Here is a 22506-nt window from a genome sequence, read left to right on the forward strand (position 1 = left end):
CTACATTTTTAACTTAAAAACTATTTGACAATCAAAGTATATAACTATATAATTTAATTGTAATCATTACAAATATATAAATACTACTAAATTAGATGTATAAGAAAGGAGAGTATGGTATTTTATCATACTACATTTATATGAAATTATTAGATATCAAAGATTTACATGCAAGAGTAGAAGAAAAAGAAATATTAAAAGGTATAAATTTATCAATTAATCGTGGTGAAATCCATGTAATAATGGGACCTAACGGTGCAGGTAAATCAACACTTGCAAGTGTACTTGTAGGACATCCTAATTATGAAGTAACTAAAGGTGAAATAATATTAGATGGTGAAGATATATCAGAACTTAGTGTTGATAAGAGAGCTAGAGCGGGTATATTTTTATCATTTCAATATCCTGAAGAAATACCTGGATTAACTTTAGAAGATTTTTTAAGAGCAGCAAAAGAAGCTGTAAGTGGAGAAAAACAGTATTTTACAAGATTTAAAAAATATTTAGTAAATAAAATGAAAGAATTAAACATAGATCCTTCATACTGTGACAGACACTTAAATGTTGGTTATTCAGGTGGTGAAAAAAAGAAAAATGAAATACTACAAATGGCAGTTTTAGAGCCAAAAATCGCAATACTTGATGAAACAGATTCAGGTCTTGATAGAGATGCTACACAAACTGTATTTGAAGGTATAAGATCTCTTAAAAGAGATGATTCGTCAATGATAATAATTACACACTATGATAAGGTTTTAGAATATTTACAACCTGATTTTGTACACATATTAGTTAATGGAAAAATTGTAAAAAGTGGTGGTAAAGAATTAATTAACTTTATTGAACAAAACGGATTTGAACAATTCAAGAAATAGAAAGGTATATCTATGGAAGAAAGAAAAAGAACTTACGTTGCCGATATTGAAAGAGGAGTTTACGATATTAAAGATGAAGTAGACGCAAAATATTCCACAGGTAAAGGTTTAAATGAAGATATTGTAAGAAAAATATCAGAAAAAAAACAAGAACCTGAATGGATGTTAAATATACGTTTAGAAGGTCTTAAAGTATTTAACAGTAAACCTATGCCTACTTGGAGTGCAGATTTATCGGATCTTGATATTGATGATATAATAAATTACTTAGAACCAAATGCAAAACAAATGTCAGATAATTGGGACGATGTTCCTTCATATATAAAAAACACATTTGATAGACTTGGTATACCTGAAGCTGAAAAAAAATCTCTAGGTGGAGTTGGAGCTCAATATGATTCATCTGTAGTTTACCATAAGTTATCAAAAGAATTGGAAGCACAAGGAATAATATATACAGATATTGAAACTGCGATAAAAAAATATCCTGATATAGTACAAAAATATTTTATGCAGCTTATACCTATAGATGATCATAAATTTGCAGCACTACATGCTGCTGTTTGGTCAGGAGGTACATTTTTATATATCCCCAAAGGAGTTAAAGTAGAAAAACCTATACAATCATACTTTAGACTTAATGCTCCAGAGGCTGGACAATATGAACATACAATAATAATAGTTGAAGATGATGCAGATGTGCATTTCATAGAAGGTTGTTCTGCACCAAAATATAATAAAAATGTGATACATGCAGGAGCTGTTGAATTATATATAGGTAAAAGAGCAAGACTTAGATATTCTACAATAGAAAACTGGTCAAGAAATATGTATAACCTTAATACAAAAAAGGCTATTGTTGAAGAACACGGTGTCATAGAATGGATTTCAGGTTCATTCGGTTCAAAGGTTTCAATGTTATATCCATTAAGTATATTAAAAGGTGAACATTCAAGATGTGAATACACAGGTGTTACATTTGCAGCAGCAGGTCAATATCTTGATACAGGTTGTAAAACAATTCATGCAGCGTCATACACAAGTTCAAAAGTTAATTCTAAATCAATATCAAAAAATGGCGGTTGGGCTGGCTATAGAAGTTTACTTGAAGTTGTACCTGGTGTAAAAAGAGTTAAATCTACTGCTGAATGTGAATCATTAATGCTTGATAACATGTCGAAATCCGATACTATACCTACTATTGTTGTTAATACTGATGATATTGATATAGGACATGAAGCATCTATAGGTAGAATTTCAGATGATGCTATTTTTTACTTAATGCAAAGAGGTTTAACAGCTGATGAAGCAAAAGCTATGATTATTAGAGGATTTGTTGAACCTATATCTAAAGAATTGCCATTAGAATATGCAGTTGAACTTAATAGACTTATAGAAATAGAACTTGAAGGAACAATAGGGTAGGTGAATTATGAATTATTTAGATATTAAAAAACCATATTGGAAAAGAATGGACTATCAAGTTGTAGATGAAATTCCAATACAAGAATTTAGCAATTTTAATGTTAGCATGCAAAATATAGAACAAGACGGAATAATAATTTCAAATGAACCTGAACTAGCAAGACCAAAACCATATAGAGGTTTAGGTGAGTATTTTGAAATTGAAAATAAACAAAGATTAAATCATAAATTACACATTAAAATTAATAAAAATGTTGAAAATATGATAGTTATCAAATATACTTTAAATAAAGAAAATAATATACTAATTAATGGAATAGAAATAGATGTTGAAGAAGATGCCAAAGCAAAAATACTAATATATTATGAAAGCTTTGATGATAGTTTCGGTTATCACAACGGATATTTAAGAGTAAATGCAAAAGATAGATCCGAATTAGAAATAATAAATTTACAAAATTTAAACAAAAATTCTAAAAACTTTACTCAAACTGATTTTTTAAATTATAATGATAGTAAAGTTGAATATTATGATCTTGAACTTGGTTCAAAAATAAATGCAGTAGCTGCAAAATCAAGATTACTTGGAGACAGAGCTGATATATTATTTTTACCAGCATATTTAGTTGATGAAAACAGAAAAGCAGATTATGAATATTCTTTACTTTTCCACGGAAAATATGGTAACGGTAATATTGAAGCAAGAGGTGCAACAAAAGATTTCGGTCATAAAATATTTAGAGGTAATATCTATTTTTATAAAGGTTGCAGTAAATCAACAGCAAGTGAAGGAGAATTTTCAATATTACTTGATGATACTATCACTATACATGCTATACCTGCTATGCTTTGCGATGAAGATGATGTTGTTGGAGCTCACGCTGCATCTGTAGGAAAAGTTGACGAAGATAGACTATTTTACTTAATGTCAAGAGGATTTAATCCTAAAGAAGCAAAGAAAATAATAGTAGAATCTGCGTTTAGACCTATCTTTGAAAAAATTGAAATCGATGATATTAAAGAAAAAATGTTTACAGAATTAAACAAAAGAATGTTATAGGAGTTTTATGTTAAGTGATAATTTAAGAGAAGACTTTCCAATATTTTTAAAAGATGATTTTAGCTACTTAGATACTGGTGCTACAAGTCAAAGACCTAAAATAGTAATTGATGCTATTAATGAATACTACTCAAATTTTAATGCAAACGCAGGTAGAGGTTCTTATGAACTTTCAATAATAAGTAAATCAATTATCGAAAATACAAGAAAAAAAGTTAAAAGTTTCGTAAATGCAAATGAAGACTATGAAGTTATTTTCACTAAAAATACTACTGAAGCTATAAACATACTGGCATATAGTTACGGTCTAAATTTTTTTGACAAAGATGATGAAATTTTAATTGCTATTTCAAATCATCATGCAAATTTAGTTCCGTGGCAATTTGTAGCAAAAAAGACAAAAGCAAAACTAAAATATATCTATCTTAAAAATGACGGTCAATTAGATATTGAAGATTTTAAATATAAATTAAACGACAATACTAAACTTGTTTGTTTATCTGCTGTTGTGAATACTACAGGTATAATACAAGATTTTAATACTATAATTGAATTATCACATACAAAAAACGCTAAAGTTCTACTAGATTGTGCTCAATCAATATCACATTTTAAACATGATTTTTCTACTTGGAATGTTGATTTTGCAGTTTTTTCAGGTCATAAAATGTTTAGTTCTTTTGGAGTTGGAATACTTTATGCAAAAAAAGATATTTTAAATGAAATGCCTCCTTTTTTATATGGAGGGGATATGATAGAATATGTTGAGGAAAATATATCAACATATGCACTACCTCCTCAAAAATTTGAAGGAGGAACACTTGATACACCCGCTATATTAAGTCTTTCAAAAGCCATTGACTATATAGAAGATATTGGATATTCAAGAATACAAAAAATAGAAAATAATTTAATGATGGAGCTTTTATTTAGACTAAAAAATTTAGATTTTATTGAACTTTATTATGAAAATACAGACAGAGTAAGTGTTATTTCATTCAATGTTAAAAACGTGCATTCTCATGATACAGCTTTCATTTTAGATAAATGCAAAGTTTTTGTACGTTCAGGGCAACATTGTACTGCACCTTTATTAAATTTTATGGGTATTAACTCAACTTGTAGAATAAGTCTTGGGATATATAATACATCAAAAGATATAGATATGCTTATTAATGCACTTTACAAGGTAAAAGAAATATTTAAAATATAACTTACAGGAGATAAAATGGAACTTGAAAAAGTATATCAATTAACACTGCTTGAATATGCAAATAGAAATGATTTAAAAAAAGATATTTTAAATGCCACAGATGTTGAAAGAGGACATAATCCAAGTTGCGGAGATGATTTATCAGTTATGGCAAATATACAAAACGGTATAATTAAAGATATGTCTTTTATTGGAAATGGTTGTGCTATTTCAACGGCTTCTACCGCAATGTTAATTGAAGCAATTAAAGGAATAAATATTGAAAAAGCGAAAAATATACTAAAAATCTTCTTTAAAATGATAAAAGGTGATGAAATAACTGAAAATGAAAAAGATTTATTAAAAGATGCTGTAATACTTGAAATGACAAAAGATATGCCTGCAAGAATAAAATGTGCTACTTTATCTTGGCATAGTACACAGGCAATACTTGATAAATATTAATTATAAAAGAAAAGTACCAAAAAACTTCGGTACTTTTTTTATATTTTTGGAGAAATTATAATTTCTTTTGTTTTCATATCTTTATCTTCTATATTTTGTATCAGTAAATCAGTTATTTTTTTTGCTATATAGCTATTATCTATAAAAACACTTTTAATATGAAAGGCTTTCGTAATATCGGTTTCTTCAAGACAAATGCCTTTTTTATAATTCATCGCATCTTCTATATTATTAATTTCTACTATTTTTTCACCTTTATTTTGTATCTCTTTTTTTATCTCATCATAATCAATATAAACACAATTGGAATTACCCGTATATGCATTTTTATTAAATATTACAACAGGTATTGAAAAAATATCAAAATAACTATCTAAAATTTTGTCAACATCTTTTGGAGCTATTAAAATTATTCCATCTATACCCTTAGCCATTAGATTATCTAAACAATTTAATACTTCATCTATGTTGTCAGTAGTTTCAATAATAAAAGAAGTATACATTTTTTCTTTTAATTTTTTTCTGATATTCATAACCAGTTCTAAATCATATCTCTTATCAAGGTCTGTAATTAAAATTCCTATAGTATTTATATTTATTTTATCTTCAATATCTGTTTCTATATCTTTACTATAATTTAATTTACCTGCCATAGATAATATCTTTAATCTAGTTTTTTCAGAAATTCTTGAAGGTCTATTGTTTAAAACTAAACTTACCGTAGACGATGACAAGTTTAATTTTGTTGCAATGTCCTTTATTTTAACTTTCATTATAGGCTGATATTCTCTTCTGTTTCTATATCAAATATATGGCATTTTGAAGTATCAAATCCGAATAAGCATTTTCCTGTTTTCTTAACTTGATCTATACCTTCAACATTAATTCTTGCAGTCCATTGTGCATTACCTAAATTAAAGTATATGTATTCTTCATTTCCCATTTGCTCTACAACGCTTATATCTCCTTCTATACCTTGACCTACAGTTATTGATTCAGGTCTTATACCAAATATTACTTTTTTACCAACATATGATTTAACTTTTTGAGCTTTTTCTTCAACTAATTCTATATCTACCCCGTCAATATTAACATAAACTTTATTATCTTTTTCAACTAAAGTTGCTTCTATAAGGTTCATAGTAGGTGATCCAATAAATCCTGCAACGAATTTATTTGCAGGTCTATGATATAGGTTAAGAGGTGTGTCAACTTGCATTATTCTACCAAATTTTAATACTGTTATTCTATCTCCCATAGTCATAGCTTCTACTTGATCATGAGTAACATATATCATTGTTGTTTTTAACTCTTTATGTAATTGTGTTATTCTAACACGCATTGAAACTCTTAATTTTGCATCAAGATTTGAAAGTGGTTCGTCAAATAGGAAAACTTTAGGTTCTCTTACAATAGCACGTCCAAGTGCAACTCTTTGTCTTTGTCCACCTGACATTTCTTTAGGTTTTCTATCTAAAAGTTCTGTTATTTCTAATTTTTCAGCTGCTTCCTTAACTCTTCTATCTATTTCTTCTTTAGGAGTTTTTCTAAGTTTTAAACCAAATGCCATATTTTCATAAACTGTCATATGAGGATATAGTGCATAATTTTGGAAAACCATTGCTATTCCTCTATCTTTAGGTGGAACATCATTTACTAATTGATCTCCTATGTAAATTTCTCCGCCTGTAATTTCTTCAAGACCTGCTATCATACGAAGTGTTGTTGATTTTGCACAACCTGATGGACCAACAAATACCATGAACTCTCCATCTTTAATCTCTAAATCTATTCCATGTACTGCTTTAAATCCATTTGGATATTGTTTTTCAACTTTCTTTAAAATTACTTCTGCCAATACTCTCATTCCTTTCAAATTTTGATAAATTCTTTATCACTAAAAAACATTTATTTTTCTTATTACAAACATAGTATACATCGAAATTTAAAAAAAGCAAAAAAATTTAACAAAAATTTATAAAATATTTTATTTTTATTTAATCAAAAATTTTTTTAGACACTATAATATTTACTTTACAATACTTTTTTATTTTTTTGAAATTTTTTTTTATTTTCACATCTAGACTTTGAAAAAAATCTGGGTATACTATATTAGTGATAAAAATGATATTGAAAAAAATCAGTTTAATACCTACACAAATAGACAACATTGAAAATCCTAAATATGAAGGTGTATCATCATTTATGTACGGAGTAATTGATAATAAAGTTATAATATCTGGAGGTTCTAATTTTCCTTGTAAACTTCCACATGAAGGAACAAGAAAAGTTTACGATGATATTTATCTTTTAGATGAAAATTTTAATATAATTTCTCATAAAAAATCAGGAATATTTTGTGATAGAGGTATGAGTATATCTTTAAAAAACTCTATAATCTTTATAGGTGGAGCTGGCAATACAAAAATATATCAATATATCATAGAAAATAATGAGATTATAATAAACGAAATATATGATATAGGATTTGAAATAATTTGTGGCTTTGCATACTTATTAAAAGATAACTTATACTTTGGAAATGACTTTGTATATGAATTAAATTTAAAAACTAAAAAGCTTACAAAAAAAGCAAAATTTATAGGTATCCCTCGTCAACAATGTGTGTTCGCAGGATTTAAAGAACATATATACATATTTGGTGGAGCAAGCAACATATGTCATATGGATTCATATAAATATAGTATAACAGAAGATAAATGGTATAGATTAGATGATATTCCTATTTCTTTAACAGGTAGTGCATTTACAAAAATCAATGACAATACCTTATTAATAATGGGTGGATTTAATAAAGAAGTTTATGATAACGCAGTTAAAAATCTTGAAAATATCGATTTTAAAATTAACTATTTTAAAACCAAAAGAAAAGATTTTAAATGGAATGATAAAATTTTAAAATATAATTTTATTAATGAAAGTTTTGAATATATAGGAGAAGATGAAAACAGTGCAACCTGTGGTTCAGGACTAATAAAAATAGGAAATAGCGTATTTTTAATAATGGGCGAAATAAAACCGGGATTTAGAAGTCCCGAAGTATTTAAAGGAGAGTTATGAAGCATATTTCATTGATACAGTCGTTTTATCCATCATTTAGTAAACAAGAAAAGAAAATAGCTCAATTTGTCATAGAACAATCAAATTTAGTTTCATATATGTCTTTACAAGAAATAACTAAAAAAATAAAAGTATCCGAAGCAACTATTGTTCGTTTTGTAAAAAAACTTGGCTATAAAGGATTTATAGAGTTTAAACTAGAAGTTGCTAAAGAAAATATGGTAGAAAACCCTGAAAATAGTGATGATTTTATTGAAGTGATACATAATAATATAAATAAAACCATAAATTCCACTAAAGAGTTGATAAATAAAGAAGATATAAATAAAGCTATAAAATTAATTGAAACATCTAATAAAGTATATATTTATGGTCTTGGTGCTTCAGGAGTTGCAGCTATTGAAATGCAAAACAGATTTTTAAGATATGGTAAATTTTCAACTGCAATAACTGATAGTCACTTTCAAATAATGTATTCTTCAACTACAACTAGTAATGATTTAATAATAGTTATTAGTCTATCCGGAGAAACCATAGATTTAATATATCCTTTAAATGTAGCCAAAAATAACAACTGCAAAATAATAGCAATCACAAATTATATTATGTCACCCATTGCAAAAATGGCTGATATATGTCTATTAACAGCCGGTAAAGAAACTCCCCTTAATGGTGGTTCATTAATTGCAAAAATCTCACAATTATATTTAATTGATATAATCGCTACTGCTTATGCTATAAAAAACATGAAAAATGCAACAAATGCAAAAGAGAAAATTGCCATTGCCGTTGCAAATAAAAACAAAGAATGAAAGGATATAAATATGAAAAAAGAAGATATACTAAAAATTTTAAAAGGTCAACTAATAGTTTCCTGTCAAGCTCTTTCACATGAACCTTTGTATCTTGAAGAAATGTCAATCATGCCTTTAATGGCTAAAGCTGCTATTTTAGGTGGAGCTTGCGGTATTAGAGCTAATAGTTTTCGTGATGTATCTAAAATAAAAGAAGCTGTAAGTGTTCCTGTAATAGGTTTGATTAAGAAAAAATATGATAACTTTCCACAACATATAACAGTTGGTATAGACGAAATTGATGAATTAGTTGAAGCTAAAGCAGATATAATTGCTCTTGATTGTACACTTCGTGAAAGATTTGATGGTCTTACAATAAATGAATTCATAGAAAAAATAAAGAAAAAATATCCAAATATCCTTTTAATGGCAGATATATCAACTTTAGAAGAAGGAATTAATGCATATAAAGCCGGAGTTGATTTTGTAGGTACTACTCTTAGCGGTTATACTCCTTATACAAAAAATGATCCTGCACCTAATTTTGACTTAATAAAACAATTAGTTGAAAGTATCCCTATTCCTGTCATTGCAGAAGGTAGAATACATACTCCAGAACAAGCAAAAAAAATGCTTGATTTAGGAGCTTATGCAGTTGTTGTAGGTGGAGCTATAACTAGACCTCTTGAAATAACTGAAAGATTTATAAAAGGTATGGGATTAAAATGAAATGTCTTTGTTTTGATGTAGGTGGAACAAGTATAAAATACGCTATTATAGAAAATAACAAAATAGGAAAAATAAGTAGTATTCCCACAAGAAAAACAAAAACATCAAATAATATTTTAGATGATATTATATCTATATGTACAAATTATAAAAAAATTGATGCAATTGGTGTATGTACAGCAGGAGTTGTTGACAGTGATTTAGGCAAAATTATTTTTTCAGGTCCAACAATTCCAGGATATACAGGGACAAAAATAAAAAAAATAATAGAAGAAAAATTTAATATACCTTGTTTTGTTGAAAATGACGTTAATTGTGCTGCTTATGGAGAATATATTTATACAAATTCACCTGATAATATGTTTTGCATGACAATAGGAACAGGTGTAGGCGGAGCATTCATATTAAATGATAAAATTTACAAAGGTAACAATTTCATGGCTTGTGAAATTGGTTATATGCCTTTTAAAAAAGGAATTTTTCAAGATTTTGCTTCAACTTCATTTTTAACTGAATATGTAAGTAAAAAATTAGAAAAAAAAGTTGATGGTTTATACATTTTTGAAAATGCAAAAAAAGGCGATAAAATTTGCAAAAATGCTATAAATACTCTCGTAAAAAATTTAACTCATGGAATTTTAAATGTTATTTATACTTTAAATCCAAGTAAAATTATAATAGGTGGAGGAATAACAGCACAAAAAGAATACTTAGAACCTCTTATTATTAAAAACGTAAATAAAAAAATAATAAATAAAAAATTTAGTACGAAAATAGAATTAGCTACACTTGAAAATAATGCAGGGCTATTTGGTATTTACTATATTATCAGAAAGGAATTGAAATGAAATACGACTTAGACAAATTTAAAGGAATTTTTATGGCTATGTATTCTACATACGATGAAAATGGAAATGTATGTGCCAAAAGAGCAAAAGCTCTTACAAGATACTACATAGAAAAAGGTGTTAAAGGTCTTTATGTTGGAGGCTCATCAGGTGAAGGTGTTCTTCAAAATGAAGAAGAAAGAAAACTTATGCTTGAAGCTGTTATGGAAGAAGCACGTGGAAAATTGACAATCATCGCACATATAGGAGCTAATTCAACTACTGAATCTGTTAGACTTGCAAAACATGCTAAAGAAGTAGGTGTTGATGCTATATCTTCAATTCCTTGTGTATATTACGGATTTTCTCCAAAAGCTATTAAAGAACACTGGATAGCTATGATAGAAGCTACTGATTTACCATTTATAATCTATCATATTCCACAAACTACAAGATTTAATTTGCCACTTTATTTATTTAAAGAAATGGCTGCTATGGAACAAGTAATAGGTATTAAATGTTCATCTGAAAGTACATTTGAACTGCAACAATTCAAATACATAGGAGAACAAGTTAAAAACGGAGAATTTTTAGTATTTAACGGTCCAGACGAACAATTTATTGCAGGACGTATGATTGGGGCAGATGCAGGTATTGGTGGAACTTACGGTGTGATGCCTGAACTATTTTTAAAACTTGATGAATTAGTTAAAAACAATGAAATACAAAAAGCTCGTGAACTTCAAAATAAAGTTAATGAAATAATTGTCGGTTTACTTTCAGGTCCTTCTCTATATGGTGTTACAAAATATATTTTACATTTAAGAGGCATTGAAACAGGTCAACCAAGAGGTCCTATGTTACCTATTAAATCACAAGAAGACATAAATCTTTGCATAAAACTTGATAAGATGATAAATGAAACAATTAAAAATTATTGTTAATATATATGGAGGAGTTATTATGAAAAAAAATTTTTTTAAAAATTTTGCAATTTGCTCTACATTAGCATTTTCGTTACTTTCTTGTGGTACTAAAAAAGCAGATTCAACTGCTTCTGAAAAAGTTACAATTAAATATTGGTCTTTCCCTAATTTCACTTCTGACAGTGAATTTAAAACACCTGAAGAATATGATCAAGCGTTAATCAAAGCTTTTGAAGAAAAAAATCCTAACATTAAAGTTGAATATCAAAAAATTGACTTTACTGACGGTCCTGCAAAAATTGAAACAGCTATACAATCAAAAGCAAATCCTGATGTTGTTATAGATGCACCAGGTCGTATAATAGATTGGGCTAAAAAAGGTTATTTAGTTTCATTTGATGAAGTTGACCAAAGCAAATATTCAAAAAATATTTTAAGTGCTTCAAGTTATGAAGGTAAATTATACTTATACCCTTTAGGAACTGCTCCATTTTTAATGGCATTTAATAAAGTTATTACCGATAAATTAGGTGTTACTGATTTATTACCTTTAAATAAAGAAGGAAGAAACTGGACAGTTGCTGAATTTGAAAAGTTACTTACAGAAATAAGCAAAAAAGATAGTAGCATAGATCCTATTTTATTCTATACTAAATCTCAAGCCGGAGACCAAGGACCTAGAGCATTTGTTTCTAATCTATTTAACTCTTGGATAACTGATGAAAACGTAAGTAAATATACTATTAACGATGAAAATGGGGTTAAAGCTCTTGAATGGATAAAGAAAGCTTACGATAATAAATTATTAGGTAAAGGTGTTTCTGCTGAAGCAAAAGATGCTCTAGAAGCATTTAGAAGTGGTAAGGCTGCTGGTACAATTTTATATTCTCCTGGATTAAAAGGTCAAGATGCTCAAGCTATGGCAAGTGGTAAATTAGATCCTGTATTTGTTGCATTCCCTAATGAAAGCGGTAAAGCTAAATTTGAATTTTTATTAGCTGGTGCTGCTGTATTTGATAATGGAGATGCTGCTAAAGTTGCTGCTGCTAAAAAATTTGTAGACTTTATTATTAACGATCCTGTATGGGGTGAAAGATCACTTAAAGCAACTAAAAACTTCTCACCTACAGGTAAATCTGGATTATATGGTGAAGATAAAGAAATCAAATTCTTAGAAAGCTTAAGTGCACAATTTGGTCCATATTATAATACAATAGATGGTTATGCTCAAATGAGACCACTTTGGTTTAACATGGTACAATCAATTTTAAATGGTCAACAAAAAGTTAAAGAAGCTCTTGATAAATTTGTAAATGATGCAAATAAAACTATTGAAGATGCAAAATAAAAAATATTAATGAGAAAGGGGTATTTACTCCTTTCTCAAAAAAAGAAAGGATCTTTTATGTTAGCTAATGTAAAAAAAATAAACTGGAAAAAAGTTGATTACAGTGCTTATTTATTTATATTACCTATACTTATATTTTTTACTTCATTTGTCCTATATCCAATGATTAAAGGTATTTACCTTTCATTATTTAGATTTAGAGGTAGAAACATTAGTTTTGTAGGTTTATCACACTACATTAATTTATTTAAAGATGAAATATTTATTAAATCAACGTTAAATACGCTACTTATAACAGTAATAGCTGTTCCTATTGTTGTTGCATTTTCTATTTTTGTAGCAATAAATATTTATGAAAAAAATGCTTTTATAAGATCATTTTTTAGAGGTATTTTTTATATTCCTGCCATATCATCTGTAGTTTCTGTTACTGTTGTATGGAACTGGATTTATCACCCAAAATATGGGATATTAAACTATATTTTACAAACTGCTCATATAACTAAAACAAATGTTGACTGGCTTGGTAATCCTAGAACTGCTATATTTGCAATTATAGCTATACTTATAACTACAAGCGTTGGTCAGCCTATAATTTTATATGTAGCCGCTTTAGGTAATGTTCCCAAAGACTTAATTGAAGCTTCTAAAATTGACGGGGCAACAGACAAAAAAACATTTACTCATATAATTTGGCCTATGATTAAACCCACAACTTTATATATAGTAGTTGTAACAACTATTAACAGTTTCCAAATATTTGCACTTATACAGTTACTTACTGCTGGAGGACCAAACTATGCTACTTCAACTATAATGTATCTTGTATATCAAAAGGCAATTGTTGAAAGTAGATATGGGGCTTCTTCTGCTATGGGAGTTATTCTTGCAATAATTATTGGAGTTATATCAATATTTCAATTTAAAATTTTATCACATGATGTTGATTAAGGAGTAACTATGGAAGTAAAAAGAACATCAGCTTTTGCTGTTATATCAATGATAATATTAATAGTTTTTACAATATTTTTCATTTTCCCTTTTTATTGGATACTAAGTGGTTCATTTAAATTACAAGAAATCGCAATTACAATTCCACCTGAATGGATACCTTTATCTCCAACTTTAAAAAATTATGAAACTTTGCTTATTCCATTAACATATAGATGGTTTATAAACTCAGTGATAATCTCATCATTTACAACTATATTTGTATGCACAACTGCATCTCTTGGTGGATACGCCCTTGCTAAAAAACATTTTCCAGGTGCAAGTATATTGTTTATAATATTTGTTGGAGCTATGGCACTACCTAAACAAGTTATATTAATACCTCTTTTAAAATTTATAACTGAACTAGGTTGGATTGACACTTACAAGGCCCTTATACTACCTGCTGTAGGTTGGCCCTTCGGAGTGTTTTTAATGAAACAGTTTTCACATTCTGTACCAAACGAATTACTAGAATCTGCTAAAATTGATGGTTGTAATGAATTTAAAACTTTTACAAATATAGTTTTACCTATTATAAAACCAGGAATTGGAGCCCTTGCTATATTTACATTTATTTCAAGTTGGAATGATTATTTTTCACAACTAATATTTACAAATAGTGATAAAATGAAAACTTTACCACTTGGAGTTGCTGCAATGGCACAACAAGCTGAATTTTCACTAAATTATGGACTTCTTATGGCTGGTGCAGCTCTTGCATCATTACCTATGATAATAGTTTTCTTAATGTTCCAAAGTTATTTCACTCAAGGTGTTACATTAGGAGCTGTTAAAGGATGATAATATTTATAGCGTGGTTTTATTACAGTAAATTATATATACTTGGTTCATTATTCGTAACACTTTTATTAAATAGAACTACAGATAAACTTTATTTACCACCTTTAATTATTAATATGGTTAGTGTTATTTTATTATTCTTATCAACAGGAGATAGGACTTATGCACTGTATTTTAACTATATGCCTGTTGTAACTACAAGTATAATACTTAATTTATCTATATATATTTATAGAAAACTTCACTAATTAAGTGAAGTTTTTTTACTTTAATGATATAATAATTATATAAAAACAAAAGAGGTAAATTATGCTTTTAAAATTAGAAAATATTTCTAAAAAGTTTGATTCTGAATATATTTTTAAAAATATATCTTTTGAAGTGAATGAGGGAGAAATTTTTTCAATAGTTGGTAAATCCGGTATAGGAAAATCAACTATAGGTAAAATCATATTAGGTATTATTAAACAAGATAGTGGTAATATTCTATTTTTAAATAAGCCTTTAGAAAATAGAAAAATTTCTGATATCCAAATGATATTTCAAGATCCCTATAGTGCTTTAAATGAAGCAATGACTGTCAGACAAATTTTAAAAGAACCACTTATCGTTAATAAATACGATAATGTTGATGAAAAAGTAAATGAAATGTTAAAATTTCTTGGATTAGAAAATTTTGAAAACAAATATCCTTGTGACTTATCTGGTGGACAAAGACAAAGAGTTATAGTTGGAGCTGCTATGATATTAAGACCTAAATTAGTTGTTTGTGATGAACCCGTAGCTTCTTTAGATTTAACTATACAAGAACAAATCATTAACTTAATTAAATTTTTTAATAAAGAATATAATACTGCTTTTGTATTCATATCACATGATAAATTTTTAGTAAAACATATATCAAATAGAATATATACCATGGAGGGAATAAAAAATGAAAAGAACTAACAAAGTTTCAATTATTGGAGCAGGATTTGTAGGATCTGCTACAACTCTTGCCGTTGCACAATCAGGACTAGCTTCACATATCGTGCTTGTTGATATAAACAGCGATAAAGCTAAAGGAGAAGCTCTTGATATAGCTCACGGTGCTGCATTTCTTAAATCAAGTGAAATAACTTCAGGAGATTTTAAAGATACATATGATTCAGATATAGTAATTATAACTGCCGGAGCAAATCAAAAAAATGGTGAAACAAGACTTGATTTGATAAATAAAAATCTTTCAATATTTAAAAAAATGATTCCACAAATAGTAAGATATTCTCCAAATAGTATTTTACTTGTTGTTGCAAATCCTGTTGACATACTTACATATTTTACATATAAATTATCAGGATTTCCTGCAAACAGAGTTATTGGAAGTGGAACAGTATTAGATACATCAAGACTTAGATATAATATAGCAAAAATATTTGACCTTGATGCAAGAAATATACACGGTTACATAATTGGAGAACATGGAGACAGTGAATTTCCTGTATGGTCTTCTCTTAGTGTAGGACCTCTTTCAATAAAAGAATACTGCTCAAGAGAAAATGTTGAGTTAGATGAATTAAAAGAAACAGTAAGTTCTAAAGTTAAAAATGCAGCTTATGAAATAATAAGCAAAAAAGGTTATACAAACTATGCAATAGGACTTGCAGTTGAAAGAATTGTTGAAGCTATATTAAGAGATGAAAAATCAATTTTAACTATTTCTACATACAACCCTATAGATGATGTTTACTATTCAGTACCAAATATAGTTGGTAGAAATGGACAAATAATGAAAATATGTCCTGAATTTAGTGAAGAAGAAAAACAAAAACTTGAAAATTCTAAAAAAGTATTAAAAGACATAATTTCAAAAGTTGAATTATAAATAAAAATCGGAGTATTGTGAAATTCAATACTCCTTTATTATTTATCTTTAAGCCTTATTTTGTTTCTATCATAGCTAAATATGCTGAACCGTAAATTCCCGCATCATTTCCAAGGATAGCTTCTTTTATTTCAAGAGTTTCTAATATAGGTCCTAATGCATATTTAGGTAATTTCTCTCTTATTTTACTAAACAGCATTTCTCCTGCTAAAGCAACTCCTCCTCCTATAACTACTATTTGAGGATCTAAAATATTTAATATGTTTCCTAAACCATATGATATAATTTCTGCTATATCTTCAACAATATCAAGAGAAAATCTGTCTCCTTGTTTTGCAGCATCAAATATATCTTTTGCTTCAAGTTCTCTGTCTTTTGTCATCTCATACAATAAGTTATTTTTATTAACCATAAGTCTTGAATTTGCTTCTCTTATTATCCCTGTGGCTGAAGCATATGCTTCAAAGCACCCTTTTTGAGTACATCCACATAATTTACCGTTTGGATATAACTTTATATGTCCAACTTCTCCGGCTGCACCAATTTTACCAGGTATTATTCTACTATTTGACACAACAGCTCCACCTATACCTGTACCTATTGCCATTCCAAAAACTTCGTTAAACCCTTTTGCTGCTCCAACCCATACTTCACCTAATGTTATTACATTAACATCATTTTCAACATATACAGGTTTTCCTAAACATTTTTCAAATTCTTTTGCTAAATCTAAATTTTTAGGCCATGGAAAATTTGCAAACATTTTTACAATTCTTTTATTTACAGCAGGTCCGGGAATACCAACTCCAGCAGAATTAAGGCTTTCAATATCTATGCTGTATTCTTGCATTTTGGCAAGTAAAGTGTCACATATTCTCTTTACTGATTTTTCAACACCTTCTTGTGAATTAGTTTTTATACTTGTGTTAAAAATCATAGTTCCTTTTTCATCAAGTAAACCAATTTTAGTGTTTGTGCCACCTAAATCTATACCACCATAATACTTCATTTTTTTCTCCCCTTACATATCAAATACTATACTTTTTATTTTTGTCATACTTATTATACTGTTTCTTATACCTTGAACCCCAATACCACTATCTTTTATTCCTAAAAATGGAAAATTATCAGGACCTCTTTGTGTCTTATTATTAATTTGAACTGTACCAACTTCAAGTTGTTTTGCAATTTCAAATGCTTTTTTCATATCTTTTGTATAAACAGAACTTTGTAAACCATATTGCGACATATTTGCAATTTTTATTGCTTCCATTTCATCTTTTACACGTATTATTGGAAGTACTGGACCAAAAGGTTCTTCAAAAGCTACTTTCATATCAAGGGTAACATTATCAAGTAATGTTGGGTATATTATATTTCCTTCTCTTTTATTACCTATAACAAGTTTTGAACCTTTTTTTATAGCATCAACTATTAAACCTTCAACAAAATCAGCAGACTTTGAATCTATTAATGGTGTTATATCACAATTATTTAATGGATTTCCTACTTTTAAATTTTGTATATGTTTTTGTATTTTATCTGTAAGTTCGTCAGCAACTTCATTTACTACAAGTACTCTTTTTATAGCCGTACATCTTTGACCTGAATAACTAAATGCTCCTGAAACTATGTCTTTAGCACATTTATCAATGTCTGCATCACTTAAAACTATTGCTGCATCTTTTCCGCCAAGTTCAAGCATTATACCTTTCATACCTGCTTGAAATGATATTTGTTTCCCAATTTGTGTACTACCTGTAAAATTAATATATTTAATATCTTCATGTTGATTAATAAAATCTCCTATAACACTTCCTTTACCTGTAGCAAGTTTAATCGTATTTTTTGGCATATGTTTAATGAAAATATCAGCTAATTTTGTAGCACTTATTGACCCTTGTGTAGGTGGTTTGAATAATACAACATTTCCTGTTATTAATGCAGGAACTATTTTTGATACAGATAAATTTATAGGATAATTAAATGGTGCTATACAAAGAACTATTCCTAAAGGTTCTCTTTTAGCTATAGCTATTTTCCCATCTACACCGTAACTATCTCCTTCATAAACTTTAGACTCTATTCTAAGACCTTCTTCTATTGTATAATAAATCATTTCAACTGATCTTTTAATTTCATCAACACAGGCTTTATATGGTTTTGATATTTCCATAGCAAGAATTTTTGAAAGTTCTTCCGTTTGTGATTCCAATTCTTTTGCTACATTTTTTAAACATTTTACTCTTTCAGTTATACTTATATTACTGTATGATTTAAATGCTTCAAGTAGCTCTTGTATAGATTTTTCAATTTCATCGGTTGACATTGATTTTGTGCTTCCTAAATAACTATTATCTACCGGCGAATATATTTTTATATCGTCCATTTTTATCCTTTCTATCAGTCTTGAACATTAAGCCAACTAAGTATTTCGTCAAATATTTTTGCTTTATTTATTTCATGTAAACTATCACGTCTACCATTTTGATTTTTAATAAAATTAATTTTTCTTGCTTTGTTATTTATTCTAACCATATATTTTTTAAATTTTTCTTGTGATATAGATGTATCATCTGAACCATATATGGCTAAAATACTAATATCTTCTCTAACATTTTTTATATTTCTTTTAACATATCTCATAAGTCTTAATATATCTAAAAAGAATTTAGGACTTCCTTGATATCCGTCTATTTCCTTTAAAAGCCTTTTCTGTTCTGCTAAATCTCTGGTTACAAAAGCATACTTACTCTCATTTTTAAATTTAGAATTAAATATTTCTATATTTTTATTAAAAGAAGCAACTTCTAACCCTAGTTTATTTTCCACTTGATTTTTTATTATTCCACTTGTTATTACTAACATTTTTTCAAGTGGCATAGAAGATAATATTAAATTTTTAAACGAATTATTTATTGCTAAATAACTTGCAATTAAACTTCCATATCCATGTCCAAATAAAACCACGTCTCTGTAATTTAAATTTAAAAATTTTGTATGTATAAACATATTAATATCTTGTAAAACACCTTCTATTCCATGTTCTCCAAAATCAGCTATATTTGATTTTCTTAATTCTCCATGTGCCTTCAATTCAAGCACATATACATTATATCCATTTTGATATAAAAATTGAGCAAATTCAATATATCTTGTACACGGCTCAAATATATCATGAATTATTAAAATATGTTTTCTGTTTTTATCATCTTTATGACTGAACTCATAATATGGAATTTCACTATTTTTATAACCTGTATAATAGAACTTATTCATAGCTTATCTCCTTAATTATTTTGACCATTCTAAGTATATCATATTTTTCTTATTTCACAAAGTAATTGACTATAATATTTAATTAGTTGTAAAATAGGGTATATATATATTTTAGGAGGTGTATATGGAAAACAAAATTCTTGTTATTGGGGCATGTAATATTGATATTCAGGGTGTATCATCTTCTATATTTATACCGAATGACTCTAATATTGGAGATATCAATGTAGGCTTTGGAGGCGTAGGTAGAAACATTGCAGATAATTTAAATAAGCTTATACCAAATGTCAAAATGATTACTGTTTTAGGAAATGATGAATATAGTAAAAGTATTAAAACAGATCTGGAAAATAAAGGGATAGATATTAGTGATAGCTTAATTTGTGATTATCCTATATCAACATACCTTTCTATTTTAAATGAAAAAAGAGAAATGATTGCTGCAATAGCGGATATGAAAATTTTAAAATTTCTTTCTTTAGATTTTTTAAAAACTAAAATTGATGTAATAAATAATTCAGAAATTATTGTCATTGATACTAATTTAGATACAACAACACTTCAGTTTTTAGCTTCAATCAAAAAGGAAAATCAAATTTTTGTATCAGATACAGTTTCAGTAAAAAAGGCTAAAAATCTAAATTGTATTCTTGAAAGTATTGACATTTTAAAAACAAATAAATTAGAAATTAAATCTTTAACAGGAATTGATGATATTGATTTAGCTTGTAAATTTTTAATAGATAACGGTGTTAAAATGCTATTTTTAACATTAGGTAAAGACGGAGTTAAATATTATTCTAAAACTAAATGCGGATATATTCCTAATCCACCTGTTGATGTTGTTGATGTTACCGGAGCAGGTGATATATTTACAAGTACTCTTGTATATGCATATAGTTTAGGATTTAATATATGCGAAATGGCAAAAATAGCTCAATGTGCTTCAATTATTAAAATTCAAGAAAAAGGAACAGTGCCAAAATCATTTACAAAAGAAAAACTTATTAATGAATATATGAAATTAAAGGAGAAGAAATAAAATGAACTTAAATAATTTTTTAGAAATCAATGAAACAGTAAAAGAAGCAATCGCTCAAGGAAAACCAGTTATAGCACTTGAATCTACAATAATATCTCATGGTATGCCTTATCCAAAAAATGTAGAAACAGCATTGTATGTTGAAAATTTAGTTTATGAAAATGGTTGTATACCTGCAACTATAGGGATTATAAATGGAAAAATTAAAATAGGTTTATCAAAAGATGAAATTGAACTTTTAGGAAAACAAGGACTTGATGTTCCAAAAGTAAGTAGAAGAGATTTACCATATGTATTATCAAATAAATTAAATGGAGCAACTACTGTTGCAAGTACAATGATCGGAGCAAAACTTGCAGGAATTAAAATTTTTGCAACTGGAGGAATAGGTGGTGTTCACCGTAATGCACAAACTACTATGGATATTTCAGCAGACCTTGATGAATTAGGTAGAACAAGTGTTGCTGTTGTTTGTGCAGGTGCTAAATCTATACTTGATTTAGGTTTAACACTTGAATATTTAGAAACTAAAGGTGTTCCCGTTTTAGGATATAAAACAAAAGAATTACCTGCATTTTATACAAGCAAATCAGGATTTAATTTAGATTATAAAATGAAAAGTTCAAAAGAAATTGCAGATTTATTAAAAACAAAATGGGCAATAGGTCTTGAAGGAGGAGTTGTAATTGCAAATCCTATTCCAAAAGAATATGAAATGGACGCAAAATTAATTGAAGAAGTTATATCTAAAGCTGTTGAAAAAGCTGACAAACTTGGAATAAAAGGAAAAGATACTACACCGTTTTTACTTGACGAAATTCAAAAAGTAACAAAAGGAGATTCTTTAAATTCTAATATACAACTTGTATTTAACAATGTTAAATTAGCTTGTAAGATTGCAAAGAATATGTAATGAAAGTATATATATCACCAATGTCAGGATATACTGACTATTCATATAGACAAATATTAAATAAATTTAATCCTGATTTAATGTTTTGTGAAATGATAAATGTTAATTTAGATATAAATGATAGTGCCTTAATTAAAATGTCTGACAAAGAACATACAGGGGTACAACTTTTCGGATCAGATATACAAAAACTTTATTTTGGTTTCATAACTTTAAATGATATGGGTATAAAAGATTTGTGTCTTAATATGGGTTGCCCTCAACCTAAAATATATAAACGTGGTGCAGGTGCAAATATGTTAAATAGATACGATGAAATAAATGAACTTTTAGAAAGTTTATACAAGAAAAATATACGTATAAGTTTAAAAATAAGACTATCTGAAAATACTTTGAAATATTTTGAATTAGCAAATAAATATAGTAGTCCTTTTTTTGCTTACATCCAAGAACAAAAGAACAATTATTTAAAGAAGTTGCTAATTGGTCTGAAATCGAAAATTTATCAAAATTAGATAGAAATTTTCTTTTTATAGGTAATGGCGATATATCCTCTCTTGAAAATTTTAATAAAATTAAAAACATTAATATTGATGGTATAATGCTTGCAAGAGGAATTATTGGAAATCCATTTTTAATTAAGGAAATAAAGGAAAATAAAAAATATTTTGCTACACTTGATGAAGTAAAAAGTCTAGTTTTAGAACATCTTGAATTACTTTCTAATGATAAAGGTCAAACTATAGCTTGCATGCAAATAAATAAATTCTTAAAATTTTATTTTTCAAAATTTAATGTAGATATTAAAAACATTATGCTTTGTAAAGATATAAGTGAAAAGAAAAAATTAATTTTAAATATATAAAATAAAAACTTGGAACTAGAAAATTCC

At 27.7% G+C, this 22506-nt stretch carries 24 protein-coding genes and 1 pseudogene; 20 read left to right on the forward strand and 5 right to left on the reverse strand.

Annotation, left to right across the window (positions count from 1 at the left end; genetic code table 11):
• The first annotated feature begins 95 nt into the window (after nt 1–95).
• Genes sufC through sufU form a run of 5 tightly spaced genes read left to right on the forward strand, consistent with a single transcriptional unit; the run spans nt 96 to nt 5017 of the window.
• Complete coding sequence (gene sufC, locus AWT63_RS02140; protein ID WP_306459960.1) at nt 96–875, forward strand: Fe-S cluster assembly ATPase SufC; 780 nt, start codon at nt 96–98, stop codon at nt 873–875.
• Between the two features lie 12 nt (nt 876–887).
• The gene (gene sufB / locus AWT63_RS02145; RefSeq protein WP_068268058.1) at nt 888–2300 is read left to right on the forward strand and encodes a Fe-S cluster assembly protein SufB; all 1413 of its coding nucleotides are present in this window, start codon (nt 888–890) and stop codon (nt 2298–2300) included.
• 7 nt (nt 2301–2307) lie between these two features.
• On the forward strand, nt 2308–3360 hold the full coding sequence (gene sufD / locus AWT63_RS02150; RefSeq protein WP_068268060.1) for a Fe-S cluster assembly protein SufD: 1053 nt from the start codon (nt 2308–2310) through the stop codon (nt 3358–3360).
• A gap of 7 nt (nt 3361–3367) precedes the next feature.
• Complete coding sequence (locus tag AWT63_RS02155) at nt 3368–4573, forward strand: SufS family cysteine desulfurase (RefSeq protein WP_068268062.1); 1206 nt, start codon at nt 3368–3370, stop codon at nt 4571–4573.
• A 15-nt stretch (nt 4574–4588) separates the two neighbouring features.
• On the forward strand, nt 4589–5017 hold the full coding sequence (gene sufU / locus AWT63_RS02160) for a Fe-S cluster assembly sulfur transfer protein SufU (RefSeq protein ID WP_068268064.1): 429 nt from the start codon (nt 4589–4591) through the stop codon (nt 5015–5017).
• Between the two features lie 38 nt (nt 5018–5055).
• Here the strand turns inward: sufU and AWT63_RS02165 are convergent, their stop codons facing one another.
• Together AWT63_RS02165 and AWT63_RS02170 are read right to left on the reverse strand one after the other, a co-directional pair.
• Nucleotides 5056–5790 carry a LacI family DNA-binding transcriptional regulator gene (locus tag AWT63_RS02165; RefSeq protein ID WP_068268065.1) on the reverse strand — a complete coding sequence of 245 codons (735 nt, stop codon included), beginning with the start codon at nt 5788–5790 and terminating at the stop codon, nt 5056–5058.
• Nucleotides 5790–6875 (reverse strand): ABC transporter ATP-binding protein, encoded by a 1086-nt coding sequence (locus tag AWT63_RS02170; protein WP_068268067.1) that lies wholly within the window; start codon nt 6873–6875, stop codon nt 5790–5792. Before AWT63_RS02170 ends, AWT63_RS02165 begins: the two co-directional genes overlap by 1 nt.
• Before the next feature lie 266 nt (nt 6876–7141).
• On the opposite strand from AWT63_RS02170, the gene AWT63_RS02175 reads away from it, so the two are divergent.
• The 11 genes from AWT63_RS02175 to AWT63_RS02225 all read left to right on the forward strand — a co-directional run bounded on the left by AWT63_RS02175 (nt 7142) and on the right by AWT63_RS02225 (nt 16380).
• On the forward strand, nt 7142–8098 hold the full coding sequence (locus tag AWT63_RS02175; protein ID WP_068268069.1) for a hypothetical protein: 957 nt from the start codon (nt 7142–7144) through the stop codon (nt 8096–8098).
• Entirely contained in the window at nt 8095–8910 is an 816-nt protein-coding gene (locus AWT63_RS02180; RefSeq protein ID WP_068268071.1) for a MurR/RpiR family transcriptional regulator, read from the forward strand. Before AWT63_RS02175 ends, AWT63_RS02180 begins: the two co-directional genes overlap by 4 nt.
• Before the next feature lie 12 nt (nt 8911–8922).
• Nucleotides 8923–9621: an N-acetylmannosamine-6-phosphate 2-epimerase gene (locus AWT63_RS02185; protein WP_068268072.1), complete on the forward strand. Its 699-nt coding sequence runs from the start codon at nt 8923–8925 to the stop codon at nt 9619–9621.
• Complete coding sequence (locus AWT63_RS02190; protein ID WP_068268074.1) at nt 9618–10469, forward strand: ROK family protein; 852 nt, start codon at nt 9618–9620, stop codon at nt 10467–10469. The genes AWT63_RS02185 and AWT63_RS02190 overlap by 4 nt, the downstream gene beginning before the upstream one ends.
• Nucleotides 10466–11392 (forward strand): dihydrodipicolinate synthase family protein, encoded by a 927-nt coding sequence (locus AWT63_RS02195; protein ID WP_068268076.1) that lies wholly within the window; start codon nt 10466–10468, stop codon nt 11390–11392. Before AWT63_RS02190 ends, AWT63_RS02195 begins: the two co-directional genes overlap by 4 nt.
• Before the next feature lie 19 nt (nt 11393–11411).
• Nucleotides 11412–12722, forward strand: coding sequence for an ABC transporter substrate-binding protein (locus AWT63_RS02200; protein WP_068268377.1), 1311 nt, complete (start codon nt 11412–11414; stop codon nt 12720–12722).
• A 57-nt stretch (nt 12723–12779) separates the two neighbouring features.
• Nucleotides 12780–13673: a carbohydrate ABC transporter permease gene (locus AWT63_RS02205; RefSeq protein ID WP_068268077.1), complete on the forward strand. Its 894-nt coding sequence runs from the start codon at nt 12780–12782 to the stop codon at nt 13671–13673.
• Between the two features lie 9 nt (nt 13674–13682).
• The gene (locus AWT63_RS02210; RefSeq protein WP_068268079.1) at nt 13683–14516 is read left to right on the forward strand and encodes a carbohydrate ABC transporter permease; all 834 of its coding nucleotides are present in this window, start codon (nt 13683–13685) and stop codon (nt 14514–14516) included.
• The gene (locus AWT63_RS02215) at nt 14513–14764 is read left to right on the forward strand and encodes a hypothetical protein (protein ID WP_068268081.1); all 252 of its coding nucleotides are present in this window, start codon (nt 14513–14515) and stop codon (nt 14762–14764) included. Before AWT63_RS02210 ends, AWT63_RS02215 begins: the two co-directional genes overlap by 4 nt.
• 61 nt (nt 14765–14825) lie before the next feature.
• Nucleotides 14826–15464 carry an ABC transporter ATP-binding protein gene (locus AWT63_RS02220; RefSeq protein ID WP_068268083.1) on the forward strand — a complete coding sequence of 213 codons (639 nt, stop codon included), beginning with the start codon at nt 14826–14828 and terminating at the stop codon, nt 15462–15464.
• Nucleotides 15451–16380 (forward strand): L-lactate dehydrogenase, encoded by a 930-nt coding sequence (locus AWT63_RS02225; protein ID WP_068268085.1) that lies wholly within the window; start codon nt 15451–15453, stop codon nt 16378–16380. Before AWT63_RS02220 ends, AWT63_RS02225 begins: the two co-directional genes overlap by 14 nt.
• 55 nt (nt 16381–16435) lie before the next feature.
• Here the strand turns inward: AWT63_RS02225 and AWT63_RS02230 are convergent, their stop codons facing one another.
• From AWT63_RS02230 to AWT63_RS02240, 3 genes are read right to left on the reverse strand one after another with little or no spacing between them, the layout of a single operon-like run.
• On the reverse strand, nt 16436–17389 hold the full coding sequence (locus AWT63_RS02230; RefSeq protein ID WP_068268088.1) for an ROK family protein: 954 nt from the start codon (nt 17387–17389) through the stop codon (nt 16436–16438).
• Nucleotides 17390–17401: 12 nt separating this feature from the next.
• Nucleotides 17402–18769 (reverse strand): aldehyde dehydrogenase family protein, encoded by a 1368-nt coding sequence (locus AWT63_RS02235; RefSeq protein ID WP_068268089.1) that lies wholly within the window; start codon nt 18767–18769, stop codon nt 17402–17404.
• Between the two features lie 14 nt (nt 18770–18783).
• Nucleotides 18784–19659: a serine aminopeptidase domain-containing protein gene (locus AWT63_RS02240; protein WP_068268090.1), complete on the reverse strand. Its 876-nt coding sequence runs from the start codon at nt 19657–19659 to the stop codon at nt 18784–18786.
• Nucleotides 19660–19783: 124 nt separating this feature from the next.
• Between AWT63_RS02240 and AWT63_RS02245 the strand changes: the two genes are divergently transcribed.
• The 4 genes and pseudogenes from AWT63_RS02245 to AWT63_RS06505 form a co-directional block, all read left to right on the forward strand.
• Nucleotides 19784–20701, forward strand: a complete 918-nt coding sequence (locus AWT63_RS02245; protein WP_068268092.1) for a carbohydrate kinase family protein — start codon at nt 19784–19786, stop codon at nt 20699–20701.
• 1 nt (nt 20702) lies between these two features.
• Complete coding sequence (locus tag AWT63_RS02250) at nt 20703–21614, forward strand: pseudouridine-5'-phosphate glycosidase (protein WP_068268095.1); 912 nt, start codon at nt 20703–20705, stop codon at nt 21612–21614.
• A 20-nt stretch (nt 21615–21634) separates the two neighbouring features.
• On the forward strand, nt 21635–22129 hold the full coding sequence (locus tag AWT63_RS06500; protein ID WP_331456595.1) for a tRNA-dihydrouridine synthase: 495 nt from the start codon (nt 21635–21637) through the stop codon (nt 22127–22129).
• A pseudogene (locus AWT63_RS06505) lies at nt 22105–22479 on the forward strand (tRNA-dihydrouridine synthase); the annotation flags it as partial. The gene AWT63_RS06500 and the pseudogene AWT63_RS06505, both read left to right, overlap by 25 nt.
• Nucleotides 22480–22506: the final 27 nt, after the last annotated feature.

The sequence above is a fragment of the Caviibacter abscessus genome, from assembly GCF_001517835.1.
In the GTDB taxonomy this organism is placed as follows: Bacteria; Fusobacteriota; Fusobacteriia; order Fusobacteriales; family Leptotrichiaceae; genus Caviibacter; species Caviibacter abscessus.